This window comes from Candidatus Weimeria sp. HCP3S3_B5 (assembly GCF_052064335.1).
Classification (GTDB): domain Bacteria; phylum Bacillota; class Clostridia; order Lachnospirales; family Lachnospiraceae; genus Weimeria.
The window spans coordinates 1-16,499 of the sequence record NZ_JBQHVU010000002.1 but is presented as its reverse complement, the minus strand read 5'-3'; the positions used below and the strand labels follow the sequence as shown (position 1 = coordinate 16,499).

Sequence of the window (16,499 nt, the reverse complement as noted above, 5' to 3'; positions counted from 1 at the left end):
TTCGGAAAAACCAAGGGCTGTGAATATTCTTTTCACAGCCTTTTTATGAAATGGAAAGGCATGCCTGTGAACACGAAAGAAATAGCAGACCGTATCAATGCTTTAAAGAATCAGAAAAACGCTGTGATTATGGCTCACTACTATGTGGCTGATCAGATCCAGGATATAGCGGACTATGTGGGGGATTCATTTTTCCTTGCAAAGAAGGCTACTGAGACCGATGCAGATATAATAGTACTCTGCGGAGTCCGTTTCATGGGGGAGAGCGCCAAGGTCTTGAATCCTGATAAGAAGGTTCTGATCCCTGAGATAGCCGCTGATTGTCCTATGGCTCATATGGCCACGACCGATTCGATCGCAGAGATGAGGAGTAAGTATGATGATCTTGCAGTCGTCTGCTATGTGAATTCTACAGCAGACTTAAAGGCTGCCTCAGATGTATGCGTGACAAGTGCCAATGCTCTAAAGATCGTAAGCCGGCTTCCGCAGAAGAATATCTTCTTCATTCCGGATCAGAATCTGGCCCGCTATATTGCAGACCAGCTTCCTGACAAGAATTTCATCTTTAACGACGGCTTCTGCCATGTGCACAATTCGATAAAGGCAGATGTAGTAAAGAAGGCAAAAGAGTTGAAGCCCCATGCCCCGCTTCTGGTTCATCCTGAATGCAAGCCTGATGTAGTGGCTCTTGCTGACTATGTCGGATCCACCTCAGGCATAATAAAATACGCCGGAGAGTCAGATGCCAGGGAATTCATCGTCGCCACAGAGCTTGGCGTCATGCATGAGCTGGGCAAGAGATATCCTGACAAAAGCTTCTACCCTGCAGGTCCTATGCAGATCTGTCCGAATATGAAAAAGCTTACTATGGAGAAGCTTCTTCATGTTCTTGAATATGAAGACAATCAGATCACGCTTCCTGATGATATAATGAGGGATGCTGCTTTACCTATGGAGAAGATGCTAAAACTTTCAAAATGAAAAAACAATACGATGTGATAATTGCAGGTGCCGGTGTAGCGGGCTGCTTTGCGGCTCTGCATCTTCCTGCAGACAAACAGATCCTTATGATAACAAAAAAGGGGATGGAGGAATGTGATTCATATCTGGCACAGGGTGGTATCTGTGTGCTAAAGGATCCTTCCGACTATGACAGCTTCTTTGAGGATACGATGAGGGCAGGGCATTATGAGAACCGGAAGGAATCGGTTGACTGCATGATACGTTCCTCAAAGGGAGTCATTGAGGAGCTTATGGGCTACGGGGTAGACTTCGCGAGAAACCCTGACGGCACGCTTGAGTTTACCAGGGAGGCCGCCCATTCGACTAACCGTATCCTCCACCACGAGGATATCACAGGAGAGGAGATTACCACCCATCTGCAGGCAGCAGTAAAGAAACTCCCGAACGTTGAGATTTCTGAATACACCAGAATGGTAGACCTCCTCTGTAAAAATAACCGCTGCGACGGAATAGTGGTTCTTGACGGTGACGGAGAGCTCCACACTGTCTTTGCCTCCCATATACTTCTGGCTACCGGCGGTATTGGCGGCATCTATGAGAATTCGACCAACTATCCTTCACTTACCGGAGATTCGCTGGCTCTGTGTCTTCGCCGCGGTATAAAGCTGGAGCATGTGAACTATGTGCAGATCCATCCGACGACCTTTTACAGTGAGAAGAAAGAAAGACGTTTCCTTGTCTCAGAGTCTGTGCGCGGTGAGGGTGCAACTCTTCTTGACAAGAACGGAGAGCGCTTCACAAATGAGCTTCTGCCAAGAGATCTGCTGTCACAGGAGATCCTTAAGCAGATGGCAAAGGATCATACTAAGTATGTCCATCTCAATATGATGGCGATCACGAAATTCGACATAGCAAAGAGATTTCCTCATATAGTAAAGCACTGTCTCGAATGCGGTATAGATCCGAAGAAGGAGTATGTGCCTGTGGTCCCTGCCCAGCATTATTTCATGGGTGGTATCCATGTCGATCTGAATTCACATACATCCATGGACCATCTCTATGCCTCAGGTGAGACCTGCTGCAATGGTGTCCATGGCAAGAATCGCCTTGCCAGCAACTCCCTTTTGGAAAGCCTTGTATTCGCAAAGAATGCAGCCGGACATATGGTAAAGATAGACGGGCAGAGGGCCTGGGAGGGCAGGAAGCCCCGCTATATTTCTAATCTTGACAAGTCCCTGTCAGAGCTTGCAGCGATCTATGATCTCGATCTTGACAGTCTTTATGATACCAAAGACAGGGATCAGGAAAACAGACAGCTTATCTGGGATGAAATCGACAGGGAAAACACTCTTATGGATCAGAACGCCGAATAGTAAAGGAGAACATATGACAGATATAACTCTTAAATTAAACGCTGACCCTTATATCCTTTCTGCATTAAGAGAGGATGTGACCTCAGAGGACGTGACGACAAACGCTATAATGCCGAAGAGTACTCCCGGTCAGGTGGATCTGATCGCAAAGGAAGATGGTATACTCTGCGGTCTCGATGTATTCAAAAGAGTCTTTACTCTTCTCGATTTCACAACAGAGTTCGAGGTCTTCGTAAAGGACGGAGAGAAAATAAGATCCGGCCAGAAGATAGCTGAGGTTCTGGGCGACATCAGGACCCTGCTTATAGGAGAGCGTACAGCGCTTAATTACCTTCAGAGGATGAGCGGTATAGCTACTATGACTAGACGTATGGTAGATCTTCTAGAGGGTTCTAAGACAAGGCTTCTTGATACCAGAAAGACCACTCCTAATATGCGTCTTTTTGAGAAATATGCTGTAAAGGTCGGAGGGGCCACGAACCACAGATATAATCTGACTGACGGAGTCCTGATAAAGGACAACCATATAGGAGCTGCAGGATCTATAAGCAGAGCCGTGAAGCTGGCAAGGGACTATGCTCCATTCGTCAGAAAGATAGAGGTCGAGACCGAAAGCATAGACCAGGTCCAGGAGGCTCTTGACACAGGCGCTGATATCATAATGCTTGATAATATGGATCACGAGACAATGAAGCAGGCCATAGCCTTAATAGACGGCCGGGCCCTGACTGAGATCTCAGGAAACGTAAGCTGTGAGAATGTTGACATGATAAAGGACCTGGGAGCCGACTTCGTATCAAGCGGTGCTCTTACCCATTCAGCCCCGATCCTCGATCTTTCTCTTAAGAATCTTCATCCTACAGATTAAATAAAAAACGCTGACGGCGGATCCGTCAGCGTTTTTTTATTCGTCGATCTGGTCTAACATTGAATAAAAGATCTGCTCATTTACATTGCTTCTCAAATAATAAAGCCTTATCCTGACCCTTATCTGTCCCTCTGATGTGACAAAGGTGATAGTGCCCTTTGCTCCCTGATCCTTATTCTCAACAGCGCTCTCGAAAAGCCTGTCAAATTTCTCCCTGTCCTCATCCTGTACAAAGTCTGACATCGACGTACTGTTATCTTTATCAACAAGCTCCTGGAGGCTTGAATTCCTGTAGTGGTCGAGCAGGGACCATCCTACATGGACTATACTTCCTATCCTGTTTAAGATGACTATTGATCCGAATATATTTGTCACCATATCATCCGATATGTAGTCAGAGCTTAAGATCTGTCTTACCCTGTAGGCCTGAGGTGCCCCAATCATGAGTCCCTCGGTCTCGACCATTGCCGGATCGCTTATAAGCCTTGTAAAACGCTCTGTAGGCATAGGTGTATAGAACAGATAGCCCTGAGCATAGTAGCAGCCCATACGCTTAAGGAAGTCAGCCTGTCCCTCGGTCTCTACTCCCTCTATTATCACAGGAAGCTGGATCTGCTGAGCCATAGCAAGCACAGGCTCAAGGATATTCCTGCTCCTTTCCGGATTCTCATGTGACATACGAAGGAAGGTCGTATCGATCTTTAGCATATCCACATCCATGGACTCGATCGTGGACAGAGGTGCATAGCCGCTGCCGAAATCATCATAGGAGACGCTCATTCCTATGTCATGGAATCTCGATACCACATCGGCAGCTCTCTCTGGCGCCTTCTGGAAGGTGCTCTCAGACAGCTCAGCCTCAAGAAGGGCCGGAGGTATGTCATAAGCCCTTATCAGCTCACTGAAAAACTCCGGTACATCCATAGTGAAGATATCGGTCGTTGATATATTTACAGAGATAGGCAGAGGATTTATCCCCTCCCCTATAAGCTTCTTTATATATCTGGCGCTTCTGTCCCAGATCAGCTTGTCAAGAGAGGAAATAAGTCCATTCTTCTCCATCACCGGGACAAAAAGTCCGGGAGAATATACTGTACCGTCATGGATCCATCTGGCCAGAGCCTCGCCACCCAGGATATGACCTGTATTCATATCTACCTTTGGCTGGATATAGATAGTGAATTCTCCATTTTTGATACCGCTTCTGATATTAAGAAGCCGCTTGTATTCATCCTGCTCCTTCTGGATCATAGCAGGATCGTAGACCGTAACAGTCCTTGTATAATCACCTCTTATGGTCTCAAGCGCTATTGCAGCAAGATCGTAGAGGGCTTTGGCATCCGTCGCACGCGCCATGTCCACCGAATAGATTCCGAAATTAGTACGGAAAGAGGGCTCAAAGCTGTTTTCAGTAAGATAGCGGTTCAGCTGCTCAGAAAGGGAATTGACAAGATCAAATCTCGCCGGACAGAGCAGGGCGAAATCATCACCACCCAGATAGCCGGCGACTCCTCCATGTCTCTGTGTAGATGAAGCAAGTATCGATCCTATCTTTTTGATGTATTCATCTCCTCTCTCCCAGCTGTAATAGCTGTTGAAGAGCTTGAAATGATCTATGTCCATGGCAACCATATACAGAGGTACAAGGTTCGGGTTCCTTAGCGCCGTGTCTACCTGATTGAAAAAATTCTTCTTATAAGGAAGTCCGGTCCTCTTGTCGATAAGCTCGTCATCGGCCTTGTACTGCCTGTCGATCTTACTCGCTATGCTGGCCTGCTTCTGAAAGAGGCTTATAGTAGTAAGCACTCTTCTCCTAACTATCCTCTCAGAATATGGACGCGATATGAAGTCCAGGGCTCCCAGATCAAATGCCTTCTCTATATTGCCCGGTTCATCTGCGCTGGAGATCATGATCACTGGCACATAGTCCATCATATGCTCACGCTTCATCTCACTTAGCACATCAAAGCCGCTCATTCCCGGCATGATAAGATCAAGAAGCACTATCCCTATATGACCTATATGGCTCTTTAAAAGGCCAAGACCCTTCTCGCCTGTATCTGCCTCAAGCACATCGACCTCATCCTTTAAGATATCCGCCAGCATCTTTCTGTTGGTCGGTGAATCATCGATTATCAGTACACTTTTGTCTGTCATTGTTGCCCTCCTTTAAAAGACTCTCTACTTAAAGCACATCTCCGGTCCCGGATAATCAGACAGACCGCTGAAATGATATCCCTTTGATCTGTAATACTTTATAAGTGCCCTTGTGACCTCCGGTGTATGATACTTGGTATTGGCATCATGCTGCAGCAGGACGATAGGATCCGGTCCCCAGTGAGTAGTCTTACCATATCTGATAAGCTGGGCCGCACTATAATAGGTCGCTGCCGCGTCAGAGGTACCGCAGTTCCAGTCCATCTCTGTATAGCCTTCCTTATGAAGCTCCTTAAGTATTGACTTCCTCAGCTTCTTTGACATATAGTGATTGTTGCCTCCTCCAGGGAATCTGAAGTAATGCGGCTTTACCCCGGTCGTATCCACTATAAGCTTCTCTGTCTTATGGAAGTCTGAAAGAAAAGCCTTCTTGCTGGAATAGATCTTCCTGTAGTCATGGGTGTAGGTATGAATGGCTATTGTATGGCCGTCCTTCACTATCCGCTTCAGAAGCTTTTTATTGGCCTTTCCCTCATAGCCTACTATAAAGAAAGTAGCCTTTACCTTATTGTCCTTTAAGACCTTAAGAAGCTTTGGTGTGACCCTGCTTCCCGGTCCGTCATCAAATGTAAGATATACCGTCTTCTTCGGCTGCTTCTTATGCTTCTTTTTCTTGTTCTTCTTCACCGGCTTATTATTGTTCTTCTTCACCGGCTTATTTGACTTAGCCGGCTTTGATGGCCTTTGGGGCTTTGTCTTTATGGCTGAGCCACTTGTTGCGCTGGTCTCATTTTTCTTACCAACAGCTGCTTCTGTAACCACCCTTGCCTGAACTGCCGATGAGCCCTCTGGCACGATCATGGATAAGCTCATGCATATTGCTCCAAGAAATAATGCTGCCTTCTTCATCAAATTCTTTCCTCTCCTGTAAATCCTTCCTCGATAAACGTAACCCTGTCATCATCCTGTCTGTCTCCAAGGAATGCCCTTATCACTGCACAGTTAAGAACCGACTGCCTCCAGAAATCCTTAAGCTGCCTGTGGGATAGCAGAAGAAAAATGCAGTGCATGACTCCGCCATGAGTCGCACAGAAGATGGTCTTATCAGAAAGAATGCCGCCTGGTCTTATATCCCTGCGAAGCGATTCCAGAAAATCCCTGCATCTTGCTACAAGCTCCTGATAGGACTCTGCTCCGGCTACTGGAGAATAGTTCTCAGGATCATGAAAAAATATGTCTGCAAAATCATCCGGCAGCTTATCCATAGGGATACCCTCGGCCTCTCCGAAGCTCATCTCTATAAGCCGCTCATCGGTAACCAGAGGGACCTTGTCTCCCTGATATACAAGAGCCTCTCCAAGCGTCATATCGATAGGGGTAAGGTTCTGCGCACTAAGTGCCCCGCATACCGTCTGTCTCACCCTGTTAAGAGGCGATGAAAAGATGATATCCGGCCTTATGCCTCTTTCTGCTATTGCTTTTCCTGTACTTTCTGCCTGTCTTCTTCCTCTGTCATTCAGATCGGTATTGGTCCGGCCCTGCAGCATATGGGAAATATTCATATCTGTCTGACCGTGACGCAAAAAATATATCTCTGCCATAAATAAAAAAACTCCGTTGGATCAGATATCCTTCAGAGTTATTTTACCATATTCAATTGTCTTTTGCACGTCTATTATACGCTGATTGGAAGAGCCACGAAAGCATAAGGAAATGTCCTTTAAGTCCTCTACGAACTCGCCGTCTACAAGCACATCTGTAAGAGAAAGGATCTCATCTGTACAGTCTGTATGGGCGCGCTTATTTGAAGGATCTGTAAGCTCCTCCCAGGTATATCCGCTGTATATCCATATGTCTGCATGAGGGACCTTTTCCTTTATCCGCCTGTAGAGCGGCAGGAGAGCCTTTTGGTTTGATGGCTCCATCGGCTCGCCTCCCAAGACCGTAAGGCCATCTATATAGGATGGCTTTACTGATTCAAGTATCCTGTTTTCGGTTTCCCTTGTGTATTCGTGTCCGAATGAAAAATCCCAGGTCTCCTGGTTGAAGCAGCCCTTGCAATGGTGGGTGCAGCCGCTCACGAAGAGCGAGGTCCTGCATCCCGGACCATTTGCAACGTCTGCATAGTATATCTGTCCGTAATTCATTTGTCTAGTGGTTTCTATTTTACTGAAGCGTTTACATTCATCTCGTTCGTATCACTGAACTCAGGTATAGAAAGGTGAAGCACCCTGTCTCTTATCTCCTGGGTACGTCCCTGATTCCAGAACTGGGTCCCTATATATCCGCAGGTACGACGGGCAACGCTCATCCTGCTCTGGTCACGGTTGCCGCACTTAGGGCACTCCCAGACCAGCTTTCCGTTGTCATCCTCTACTATCCTTATCTGTCCGTCATAGCCGCAGACCTCACAGTAGTCACTCTTGGTATTGAGCTCCGCATACATGATGTTCTGATAGATATACTTCATTATAGATAGAACAGCAGGTATATTGGTCTGAAGGTTAGGAACCTCCACATAGCTTATGGCTCCTCCCGGAGAAAGCTTCTGGAACTCCGATTCAAACTTCAGCTTGCTGAATGCATCTATCTCCTCTGTCACATGGACATGATAACTGTTGGTGATATAGTTCTTGTCGGTCACATGAGGTATGATACCAAATCTCTTCTGCAGGCACTTGGCGAACTTGTAGGTCGTCGACTCCATAGGAGTCCCATAAAGAGAATAGCTGATGTTCTCAGCCTTTCTCCATTCTGCACACTTATCATTCAGATGCCTCATGACCTTGAGTGCGAATTCCTTGCCCTTAGGATCAGTATGGCTTACGCCTGTCATCTCATAGGTCATCTCAGAGATACCGCAGTAGCCGAGTGAGATAGTTGAGTAATTCCCGAAAAGAAGCTTGTCTATCTTCTCACCCTTCTTCAGGCGGGCAAGAGCTCCGTGCTGCCAGAGTATAGGAGCCACGTCTGATGATGTCCCCATAAGACGGTTATGTCTGCAGAGAAGGGCTCTGTGGCAGAGCTCAAGCCTCTCGTCAAAGATCCGCTCGAACTCCTCGAATCTGTCTGTGCCCTTCTCCTCTGCTTCCTTTACAGCGGAGCAGGCCACATCAACAAGATTTATGGTGACGACTCCCTGATTGAAGCGGCCGTAATACTTGTGCTCACCTTCCTTGTAGTCAAGAGCTCCGGACTTATTTCCTGCATTGCAGAGTCCCTCGTCATTATTTTCATTGTCTGGAGTAAGGAAGGAACGGCATCCCATACAGGTATATACATCACCCTTAAGCTCTTTCATGACCTTGGCGGAAATATAATCAGGCACCATCCGCTTGGCTGTACATTCTGCGGCAAGCTTTGTCAGATCATAGTAAGGGCTGCCCTCCTCTATATTGTCCTGATCAAGCGTATAGATGATCTTAGGGAAGGCAGGAGTCACCCAGACTCCCTTCTCATTCTTTATGCCCTGGATCCTCTGACGGAAGACCTCCTTTGCCAGGCGGGCCAGATCGTCCCTGGTCTGCCCCTCTGGCACCTCATCAAGATAGATAAACATAGTCACAAACGGAGTCTGGCCGTTTGTAGTCATAAGGGTAACGAGCTGGTACTGTATCGTCTGTATACCCGACTCGATCTCTGACTGAAGGCGATGGTCAACAACCTTCATGACCTTTTCCGGATCGAGATCATCTCCGATCTCCTCTCTCTCAGCAATGACCTGCTTCTTTATCTTCTGACGGCTCACATCCACAAATGGAGCTAAGTGAGCCAGGGAGAAGGACTGGCCTCCGTACTGGTTGCTGGCCACCTGAGCTACTATCTGTGTTGTTATATTGCAGGCAGTATAGAAGCTCTTCGGCTTCTCTATCATGGTCTCTGATATGACCGTTCCGTTCTGAAGCATATCCTCGAGATTTATCAGATCGCAGTTATGCTCTCTCTGGGCAAAATAATCGGCGTCATGGAAATGGATTACCCCTTCCTTATGTGCCTTTACTATATCCTCAGGCAGAAGGACTCTGTTGGTCAGATCCTTTGATACCTCTCCGGCCATATAGTCCCTCTGGGTTGAGTTTATCACCGGGTTCTTATTGGAGTTCTCCTGCTTTACCTCCTCGTTGACCTGATCTATAAGAGCAAGTATACCATTGTCGGTCGTATTGGACTTACGGGAAAGCTCTCTCTTGTATCTGTATCTGACATACTTCTGGGCTACCTCGTAGCATCTCATCTCCATAATGCCCTTCTCAACGAGGTCCTGAATGTCCTCGACATTTACCGCATGGGGAGAAGCGGCCACCTGTCTTGAGATACCGTCAGCAACAGCCTGAACCTGGGCATGATTGAGCTGATGGATACCCTCCACCTCCTTGTTGGCCTTCATTATGGCATTTATGATCTTCTGTTCATCGAAGCTGACCTCACGGCCGTTTCGCTTGATCACATTTGTCTTTACTACGATAGTATCCATCAAAAAGAATCTTCCTTTCCTTATCCTGACAAACCCATCATCAGGTCATACAGGAAAAAATCACTTAGTTGTGGACTCATGCAACAACTAAGTGTAGTTATGTCTGATCTATAAAGCACTATATATTGTGCGTTGGATATATGATAATACATTCCAGAGAATATTAAAAGGGTAAAACGCAAAAAAAGCAAAGTCGTAATTTTCTGAATATTAATACAACTCATTTCAGGGCTATAAGATCCCTAAGAGCAGCCTTGTCTTCCCTCATCGCAAGAGACATGACAGCCACTCCGGCTGCTCCGGCCTCGATACATGATGCGGCATTTGATACATCTATACCTCCAAGGGCTATGACAGGTATAGTCACCGCAGACGAAACCTCCCTCAGGAAGTCAAGACCCTTCGGCCTCTTTCCTATCTTGCAGGCAGTATTAAAGATATGGCTTGCAGTAATGAAGTCAGCTCCTGCGCAGAGTGCGTCCTTAAGCTCGATCATACTGTGGCATGGCAGTCCGAATCTGATCCCGTCTCTCTTTAGCTCTCTTAGATCCGCATCAGGAATAGCACCCGCCTCACGTCCTGAGAAGAATACGGATGCCGGCCATTCAGATCTCCTGTGGAATCTCATAAAAAGCCGCAGCGCCTCGTAATGATCATGCCAGATAAGCTCTGTCTGCTCTGTAATGGAGTCCCGAGAAAGTGCCTGATAGAGATCTGTATACTCTATTCCGGACAGCAGCTTTTCCCTTACTATTACTGCTGCCGGACCGCAGCAGTCTATCCTCTTTATCTCCTCCACATAGGCCTTCTTCCATGACCTGTAGGACATCTCCCCCAGTCTGCCGTCAGGCAGAAGCTCATGATTTGTAATGCAGATCACCTTCATAAGTTCCGCTTCCTTTTCCTGTAAATCGCTTTATCTAATATAGCATTTTTTATCAGGACTTACAAACCTTTAGCTTGACGTGTGTTTACAAAAAGATTATAATTTAATCAAATTTTAAGAGAAAGGAGGACGAAAGCAATGGAAGGCTTATTTGCATTACTTGCTGTCTACTGGGTTTGGTGTCTGGTATTATATATTCTTCTGATCATAGCGAACTGGAAGATCTTCGAAAAGGCCGGAGAGCCTGGCTGGGCGAGTCTTATCCCATTCTATAATCTGTACGTTCAGTACAAGATAGCATGGGGAAACGGTCTGTTATTTCTTCTGTTATTGATCCCGATCGTAAATGTCGTGATAAGCATCATCTATGAAGTAAAGCTTGCACATGCATTCGGGAAATCAGGCGGATTCGCCGTAGGACTTATCTTCCTGCCGAATATTTTCCAGCTTATACTGGGATTCGATTCTTCCCAGTACTACGGACCGCAATAGGTCTTGAGAAAAGGTGCGCCCCATATGGGGCGCATTTTTTATCCTACATATACATAGTCATTGGTGACAGGCTGCATTCCTTCATCGGAGAGATCGGAATACATGCTGTCGAAGGATCTGGTATCAGCGATCTCGAACTGTTCATCGCCGGTCCCCTTCTCCTCGGTGTGGGTATATTTGGCCTCATGATCTCCTATTCCGGTAGATACCCCGGCTGAAACCTTGGTGGCCGCTATCTTTACTATACCGTTCCTGAAGCGCTTTGTCTCACGGGAGCTTACTACTATCCCCGCAAACGGAAGAAAGATCCTGTATGCACAGAGTATCTGTGTCAGCTGGGCCTCTCCTACATCAAGCGGATTTATCTTCTCATTGTTTATAATAGGACGAAGTCTGGGACATGAAAGCGAATACTCAGCCCATGGATACTTCCTCTGAAGATAATATACATGAAGGCCTGTCGCAAGCGCATCCTTCCTGAAATCGCTTAAGCCCAGGAGAGCCGAGAAGCCTACTCCTCTCATGCCTCCGAGCAGGGCCCTTTCCTGGGCCTCGAACCTGTAAGGAAAGATCCTTTTGTGGCCTAGCAGATGGAGGGTCTCATATTTCTTCGCATCGTAGGTTTCCTGAAATACTGTCACATAGTCGGCTCCGCACTCATGCCAGTATTTATAATCGTCTATGTTGCCGGGATATACCTCAAGACTTACATTCCTGAAGTATTCCTTTGCCAGCTTGCAGGCCTCTCCTATATATTCGACCGAGCTCCTTTTCTTGCTTTCCCCAGTAAGGATCAGTATCTCCTCGATCCCGGTATCAGCGATTACCTCCATCTCATGACGGATCTCATCCTTATCGAGCTGCTTCCTGTGAATATCGTTATAGCAGTTGAAGCCGCAGTAGATGCAGTAATTCTCACAGTAGTTGGCTATATAAAGCGGAGTAAACATATATACTGTGTTTCCGAACTGACGGGCTGTGTCATACCTGGCTCTCTCTGCCATCTCGTTCAGATGAGGAAAGGCTGCCGGGCTCAAAAGCGCCTTGAAGTCCTCTATATCTATCCTCCTCTTCCTTAAAGCCCTCCTTACGTCCATATCTGTGTACTTATTATAATCGTATGAATTCATCTGGTCGATCACTGTATTCCTTATGGCAGGATCGATCCTGTCCATACCCGGCATGAACTTCATAGGATCTGTTCGGCTCTCAGGGTTATTTTCCAGCTCGTGCTTTCTCTTAAGGGCAGCCTCGCTTAACTGCTTTCCATCGACAAAAAACTGATTTTTCTGTTCTTCCATTTTATGTTCCTGCCTTCCTTCACTCTTATCTCAAAAAACCAAGCAGGGGATCAGATGATTCTGCTCCTCTTTCAAGCACCCTGCCAGTTCCGGCAAGATATGCCTTTCTTCCTGCGCTTATGGCCTCTGCAAAGGCGCCTGCCATAAGAGGTATATTCTCAGACGTAGCTATTGCAGTATTGCACATTACAGCTGCTGCTCCCATCTCCATTGCACAGGCTGCCTCTGACGGCTTCCCTATACCGGCGTCGACGATCACAGGAAGATCGATCTCATCGATAATGATCTGGATAAACTCCTTTGTAGAAAGCCCTCTGTTTGATCCGATAGGAGATGCCAGTGGCATTATCGCTGCAGCTCCCGCATCTCTTAAGGCTCTTGCTGCATAGAGGTCCGGATACATATATGGAAGCACAATAAAGCCCTCCTTTGCAAGGATCTCAGTTGCCTTAACTGTCTCATTATTATCCGGAAGAAGATACTTGGTATCTCCCATTATCTCTATCTTTACGAAATCCCCGCATCCAAGCTCTCTTGCCAGATGAGCGATACGCACTGCCTCCTCGGCATTCCTGGCTCCGGAGGTATTCGGGAGAAGGGTTACCCCATCAGGTATATACTCAAGGATATTCTCTGACTTCCTTGTATTGGTCCGCCTGACACTTAGTGTTATGATCTGGGCATGCGCCTCATTTACAGCTGCCTTTATCAGATCCACAGAGTATTTCCCTGATCCAAGGATAAACCTTGATGTAAATTCCTTGTTCCCGAGCTTTAATGTATCTGACATTTTTTGCCTTCCTTTCTTTTGTTCACCGGCCGCCGCCCATGAACTGAACTATTTCTATCACATCATCTTCAAGAGGAATACAAGTCCCATATTCCTCTCGCGGCAGAATCCTTTCATTGAGCTCCACCGCAACCATTTCCTTCTTCAGTCCTCTCTCCTCTATAAGCGCCTCTACGCTTTTCCCATCTGCGGGGAATTCCTCGCCATTTATCCGCATATGCCTCCTTTCGCGTCTACAAAGACAATAAAAAAAAGTACACGAAGAAGACTCACGCCCAAGGTGGTGTGCCCCTTCGTGCACTTTCGTGTACTCTGTTATTTATTTAAGATCCTGCTTCAGCGCTGGACATTAAATGCTTTTGGTCCCGGATAGACTGCTGCCTCTCCAAGCTCCTCCTCTATACGCAGGAGCTGGTTGTACTTGGCAACCCTCTCTGATCTGCTCGGAGCTCCGGTCTTTATCTGCTTGGAATTCATAGCTACAGCCAGATCAGCGATCGTAGTATCCTCTGTCTCGCCTGATCTGTGTGAAACTATAGTCGTATATCCATTGTCATGAGCAAGCTTTATGGCATCAAGGGTCTCTGAAACAGATCCGATCTGATTGAGCTTGATCAGGATGGAATTTCCTGCCTTGCAGTCGATTCCCTTCTGGAGTCTCTTTACATTTGTAACAAAAAGATCGTCTCCTACAAGCTGAACCTTATCGCCCAGCTTCTTTGTGATCTTTGCCCATCCTTCCCAATCCTCCTCATCGAGAGGATCCTCGATAGAAATGATAGGATACTTGTCTACAAGCCTAGCCCAATGCTCTATAAGCTCATCTGTAGTATAATCCTTTCCGGCCTTCGGCAGATGATACTGACCCTTGCGGCTGCCCTTCCATTCGGAGGATGCTACGTCCATAGCGATCTTGAAATCGACTCCCGGCTTGTATCCGGCCCTCTCGACTGCCTTTACTATGTAGCCTATAGCCTCCTCGTCACTCTCCAGATCCGGAGCGAAGCCTCCCTCGTCTCCTACTGCTGTAGCATGGCCGTCAGCCTTCAGAAGTGCCTGCAGGCTGTGGAAGACCTCCGCACACCATCTGAGCGCTTCCTTGAAGGAAGGAGCCCCTACCGGCATGATCATGAATTCCTGAGCGTCGATATTGTTGGCTGCATGAGCCCCGCCGTTTAGAATATTCATCATAGGAACTGGAAGATCAGTCCCCTGGGATCCGCCTAAGAACCTGAACAGAGGGATCTCAAGCGAGCTGGCTGCTGCCCTTGCTGCTGCTATTGATACTGCAAGTATTGCATTGGCGCCGAGCTTTGACTTATTGTCTGTGCCGTCTGCAGCAAGCATGGCACGGTCTACTGCATAGGTATCTGTAGCATCTATGCCTAAGACCGCATCCCTGATCTCATTATTCACATGAGAAACTGCCTTTATCACACCCTTACCAAGATAACGGTCTCCGCCGTCACGCATCTCTATAGCCTCGAACTGTCCAGTCGATGCTCCTGAAGGGGAAGCCCCACGTCCTACTGTGCCATCGGCAAGAGTGACCTCTGCCTCTACAGTAGGATTTCCTCTTGAATCAAGGATCTCCCTTCCCTTTACGTCTGTTATTTCCTGTAATTCCATGAAATGCCTCCTTATAAAAAACAGGTACCATAAAATCCGATGTAAAGTTTAACAGACAATGTATTTTTTTTCAAGCAACATTTACCTCATCCTGTTTTCCATCTTGGCAAATGCTCTTGCCTCACCTATGAGCTGCTCCTGACGTCCGGCCGATATCATGCTGTAGAAGGATAAAAGATCGCTCTCCCTTCTGGTATGTTTCCTGTCCACATTCCTGTTCTCGGTTCTTCCAAGCATATAGTCAGCGGAAACATCGAGCTTCCTGCATATAATAGTAAAGGTAAGAAGATCCGGCAGATGGGCTCCCTTCAGATAACCGCTCAGTGTATTAGGAGCTATACCTATGCTCTCCGCAAACACCTTCTTTGCAATGCCGCTTTCAAGAAGTACCTGCTCTAATCTCTCTCCGAATGTCTGCTCGACAAGTGCTACAGCCTTTTCCTTCTTTTCCTTTTTGCCCTTGCTGTTATCAAAGCCTTTGTCCGCCTGCTTAAAGATTTCCATAGATTTCTCCTTTCGCTGATATTTTTATATCTAAAAGGATATCCATGTGAGCTTGAAATGGCTGGAATGCTGCCATATACTCGAAGCAGAATTCTATTTACTCGAATTTGAAATTTGTGCTTGACAAGCGCCCGACATTGTTATATACTCTTACTTGCGTTTCGAGAGAAAACGCTCTTGTTTCGAGGTGTAGCTTAGCTTGGTAGAGCGCCTGGTTTGGGACCAGGAGGTCGCAGGTTCGAATCCTGTCACCTCGATTATGCAGGTGTAGTTCAATGGTAGAACACCAGCCTTCCAAGCTGGATACGTGAGTTCGATTCTCATCACCTGCTTCTATTCATGTTTATTGTCCGCACTCTGATAGGCATTGTGCGGACATTTATGAATATAAATGTGTCTGTAGCTCAGTTGGATAGAGCAACGGCCTTCTAAGCCGTGGGTCGGGGGTTCGAATCCCTTCAGGCACATTATGGTGGGTATAGCGCAGCTGGTTAGCGCGCCAGATTGTGGCTCTGGAGGCCAAGGGTTCGAATCCCTTTATCCACCCTTGACTTTTTAGTCTATCTTTCACTTTCAGTTGGATTCTTTGGTGGGCTATCGCCAAGCGGTAAGGCACAGGATTTTGATTCCTGCATTCGCCGGTTCGAATCCGGCTGGCCCAGAAACGGGGTATTAGCTCAGTTGGTAGAGCACTTGACTTTTAATCAAGTTGTCGGGGGTTCAAATCCCCCATGCCTCATTTTATCCCTCTTTATGAATTATATTATGATATTTATATAAGGTCATATGTCTGGTCGAAAGCATATGATTTTTTTATTTATCCGTATGACAATGCTCCCATGGAACCTGGATTCCCGGAATTCCAACCTATGTTGCCACTATGAAAACGGCTGAAAAGCCGCATAAATACTGAAAAAATGACATGTTTTCATTGCCTTCTCCTACATAGTGTGGTATAATAATACCAAGCTATGAAGCAGGAGGAATGAAGATGTCCAGTATCATTCGAAGCCTTGATAAACGGAGCGGGATCACTTATGTCTACCAGTCAACCTCGTACTG

At 46.7% G+C, this 16,499-nt stretch carries 15 protein-coding genes and 6 tRNA genes; 10 read left to right on the top strand and 11 right to left on the bottom strand.

The window, feature by feature from the left end; translation table 11 throughout:
* Window positions 1–60 precede the first annotated feature (60 nt).
* Genes nadA through nadC form a run of 3 tightly spaced genes read left to right on the top strand, consistent with a single transcriptional unit; the run spans window position 61 to window position 3,204 of the window.
* A complete protein-coding gene (gene nadA, locus ACTNCK_RS01355; protein ID WP_441080728.1) occupies window positions 61–981 on the top strand; it encodes a quinolinate synthase NadA in 921 nt (306 codons plus the stop codon).
* The gene (locus tag ACTNCK_RS01350; protein WP_441080530.1) at window positions 978–2,336 is read left to right on the top strand and encodes an L-aspartate oxidase; all 1,359 of its coding nucleotides are present in this window, start codon (window positions 978–980) and stop codon (window positions 2,334–2,336) included. Before nadA ends, ACTNCK_RS01350 begins: the two co-directional genes overlap by 4 nt.
* Window positions 2,337–2,349: 13 nt before the next feature.
* Window positions 2,350–3,204, top strand: a complete 855-nt coding sequence (nadC, locus tag ACTNCK_RS01345; protein ID WP_441080529.1) for a carboxylating nicotinate-nucleotide diphosphorylase — start codon at window positions 2,350–2,352, stop codon at window positions 3,202–3,204.
* A gap of 36 nt (window positions 3,205–3,240) precedes the next feature.
* Here nadC and ACTNCK_RS01340 read toward each other — a convergent pair whose 3' ends face one another.
* The 6 genes from ACTNCK_RS01340 to ACTNCK_RS01315 all read right to left on the bottom strand — a co-directional run bounded on the left by ACTNCK_RS01340 (window position 3,241) and on the right by ACTNCK_RS01315 (window position 10,721).
* The gene (locus ACTNCK_RS01340) at window positions 3,241–5,361 is read right to left on the bottom strand and encodes an EAL domain-containing protein (RefSeq protein WP_441080528.1); all 2,121 of its coding nucleotides are present in this window, start codon (window positions 5,359–5,361) and stop codon (window positions 3,241–3,243) included.
* Window positions 5,362–5,385: 24 nt separating this feature from the next.
* Window positions 5,386–6,270, bottom strand: a complete 885-nt coding sequence (locus ACTNCK_RS01335) for a polysaccharide deacetylase family protein (RefSeq protein ID WP_441080527.1) — start codon at window positions 6,268–6,270, stop codon at window positions 5,386–5,388.
* Entirely contained in the window at window positions 6,270–6,962 is a 693-nt protein-coding gene (locus ACTNCK_RS01330; RefSeq protein WP_441080526.1) for a histidine phosphatase family protein, read from the bottom strand. The genes ACTNCK_RS01335 and ACTNCK_RS01330 overlap by 1 nt, the downstream gene beginning before the upstream one ends.
* 21 nt (window positions 6,963–6,983) lie before the next feature.
* Window positions 6,984–7,508: an anaerobic ribonucleoside-triphosphate reductase activating protein gene (nrdG, locus tag ACTNCK_RS01325; protein WP_441080524.1), complete on the bottom strand. Its 525-nt coding sequence runs from the start codon at window positions 7,506–7,508 to the stop codon at window positions 6,984–6,986.
* 14 nt (window positions 7,509–7,522) lie between these two features.
* Window positions 7,523–9,835 carry an anaerobic ribonucleoside-triphosphate reductase gene (gene nrdD / locus ACTNCK_RS01320; RefSeq protein WP_441080727.1) on the bottom strand — a complete coding sequence of 771 codons (2,313 nt, stop codon included), beginning with the start codon at window positions 9,833–9,835 and terminating at the stop codon, window positions 7,523–7,525.
* A 220-nt stretch (window positions 9,836–10,055) separates the two neighbouring features.
* Window positions 10,056–10,721 (bottom strand): thiamine phosphate synthase, encoded by a 666-nt coding sequence (locus tag ACTNCK_RS01315; protein ID WP_441080523.1) that lies wholly within the window; start codon window positions 10,719–10,721, stop codon window positions 10,056–10,058.
* 138 nt (window positions 10,722–10,859) lie between these two features.
* Here ACTNCK_RS01315 and ACTNCK_RS01310 point away from each other — a divergent pair, with 138 nt between their 5' ends.
* Window positions 10,860–11,213 carry a DUF5684 domain-containing protein gene (locus tag ACTNCK_RS01310; protein ID WP_441080522.1) on the top strand — a complete coding sequence of 118 codons (354 nt, stop codon included), beginning with the start codon at window positions 10,860–10,862 and terminating at the stop codon, window positions 11,211–11,213.
* 38 nt (window positions 11,214–11,251) lie between these two features.
* Here ACTNCK_RS01310 and thiH read toward each other — a convergent pair whose 3' ends face one another.
* The 5 genes from thiH to ACTNCK_RS01285 all read right to left on the bottom strand — a co-directional run bounded on the left by thiH (window position 11,252) and on the right by ACTNCK_RS01285 (window position 15,437).
* A complete protein-coding gene (gene thiH, locus ACTNCK_RS01305) occupies window positions 11,252–12,514 on the bottom strand; it encodes a 2-iminoacetate synthase ThiH (protein WP_441080521.1) in 1,263 nt (420 codons plus the stop codon).
* A gap of 25 nt (window positions 12,515–12,539) precedes the next feature.
* Window positions 12,540–13,304, bottom strand: coding sequence for a thiazole synthase (locus ACTNCK_RS01300; RefSeq protein WP_441080520.1), 765 nt, complete (start codon window positions 13,302–13,304; stop codon window positions 12,540–12,542).
* Window positions 13,305–13,326: 22 nt separating this feature from the next.
* On the bottom strand, window positions 13,327–13,521 hold the full coding sequence (gene thiS, locus ACTNCK_RS01295; protein ID WP_441080519.1) for a sulfur carrier protein ThiS: 195 nt from the start codon (window positions 13,519–13,521) through the stop codon (window positions 13,327–13,329).
* A 119-nt stretch (window positions 13,522–13,640) separates the two neighbouring features.
* Entirely contained in the window at window positions 13,641–14,933 is a 1,293-nt protein-coding gene (gene eno, locus ACTNCK_RS01290) for a phosphopyruvate hydratase (RefSeq protein WP_441080518.1), read from the bottom strand.
* 81 nt (window positions 14,934–15,014) lie between these two features.
* Window positions 15,015–15,437 carry a helix-turn-helix domain-containing protein gene (locus tag ACTNCK_RS01285; RefSeq protein ID WP_441080517.1) on the bottom strand — a complete coding sequence of 141 codons (423 nt, stop codon included), beginning with the start codon at window positions 15,435–15,437 and terminating at the stop codon, window positions 15,015–15,017.
* A gap of 183 nt (window positions 15,438–15,620) precedes the next feature.
* Here ACTNCK_RS01285 and ACTNCK_RS01280 point away from each other — a divergent pair.
* The 6 genes from ACTNCK_RS01280 (at window position 15,621) to ACTNCK_RS01255 (ending at window position 16,176) form a co-directional block, all read left to right on the top strand.
* Window positions 15,621–15,694 (top strand) — tRNA-Pro (locus tag ACTNCK_RS01280).
* Window positions 15,695–15,698: 4 nt separating this feature from the next.
* Window positions 15,699–15,769, top strand: a tRNA-Gly gene (locus ACTNCK_RS01275).
* Between the two features lie 61 nt (window positions 15,770–15,830).
* A tRNA-Arg gene (locus ACTNCK_RS01270) sits at window positions 15,831–15,904 on the top strand.
* A gap of 5 nt (window positions 15,905–15,909) precedes the next feature.
* Window positions 15,910–15,983: transfer RNA gene (locus ACTNCK_RS01265), tRNA-His, on the top strand.
* A 44-nt stretch (window positions 15,984–16,027) separates the two neighbouring features.
* Window positions 16,028–16,099: transfer RNA gene (locus ACTNCK_RS01260), tRNA-Gln, on the top strand.
* A gap of 4 nt (window positions 16,100–16,103) precedes the next feature.
* Window positions 16,104–16,176, top strand: a tRNA-Lys gene (locus ACTNCK_RS01255).
* The last annotated feature ends 323 nt before the right edge of the window (window positions 16,177–16,499 follow it).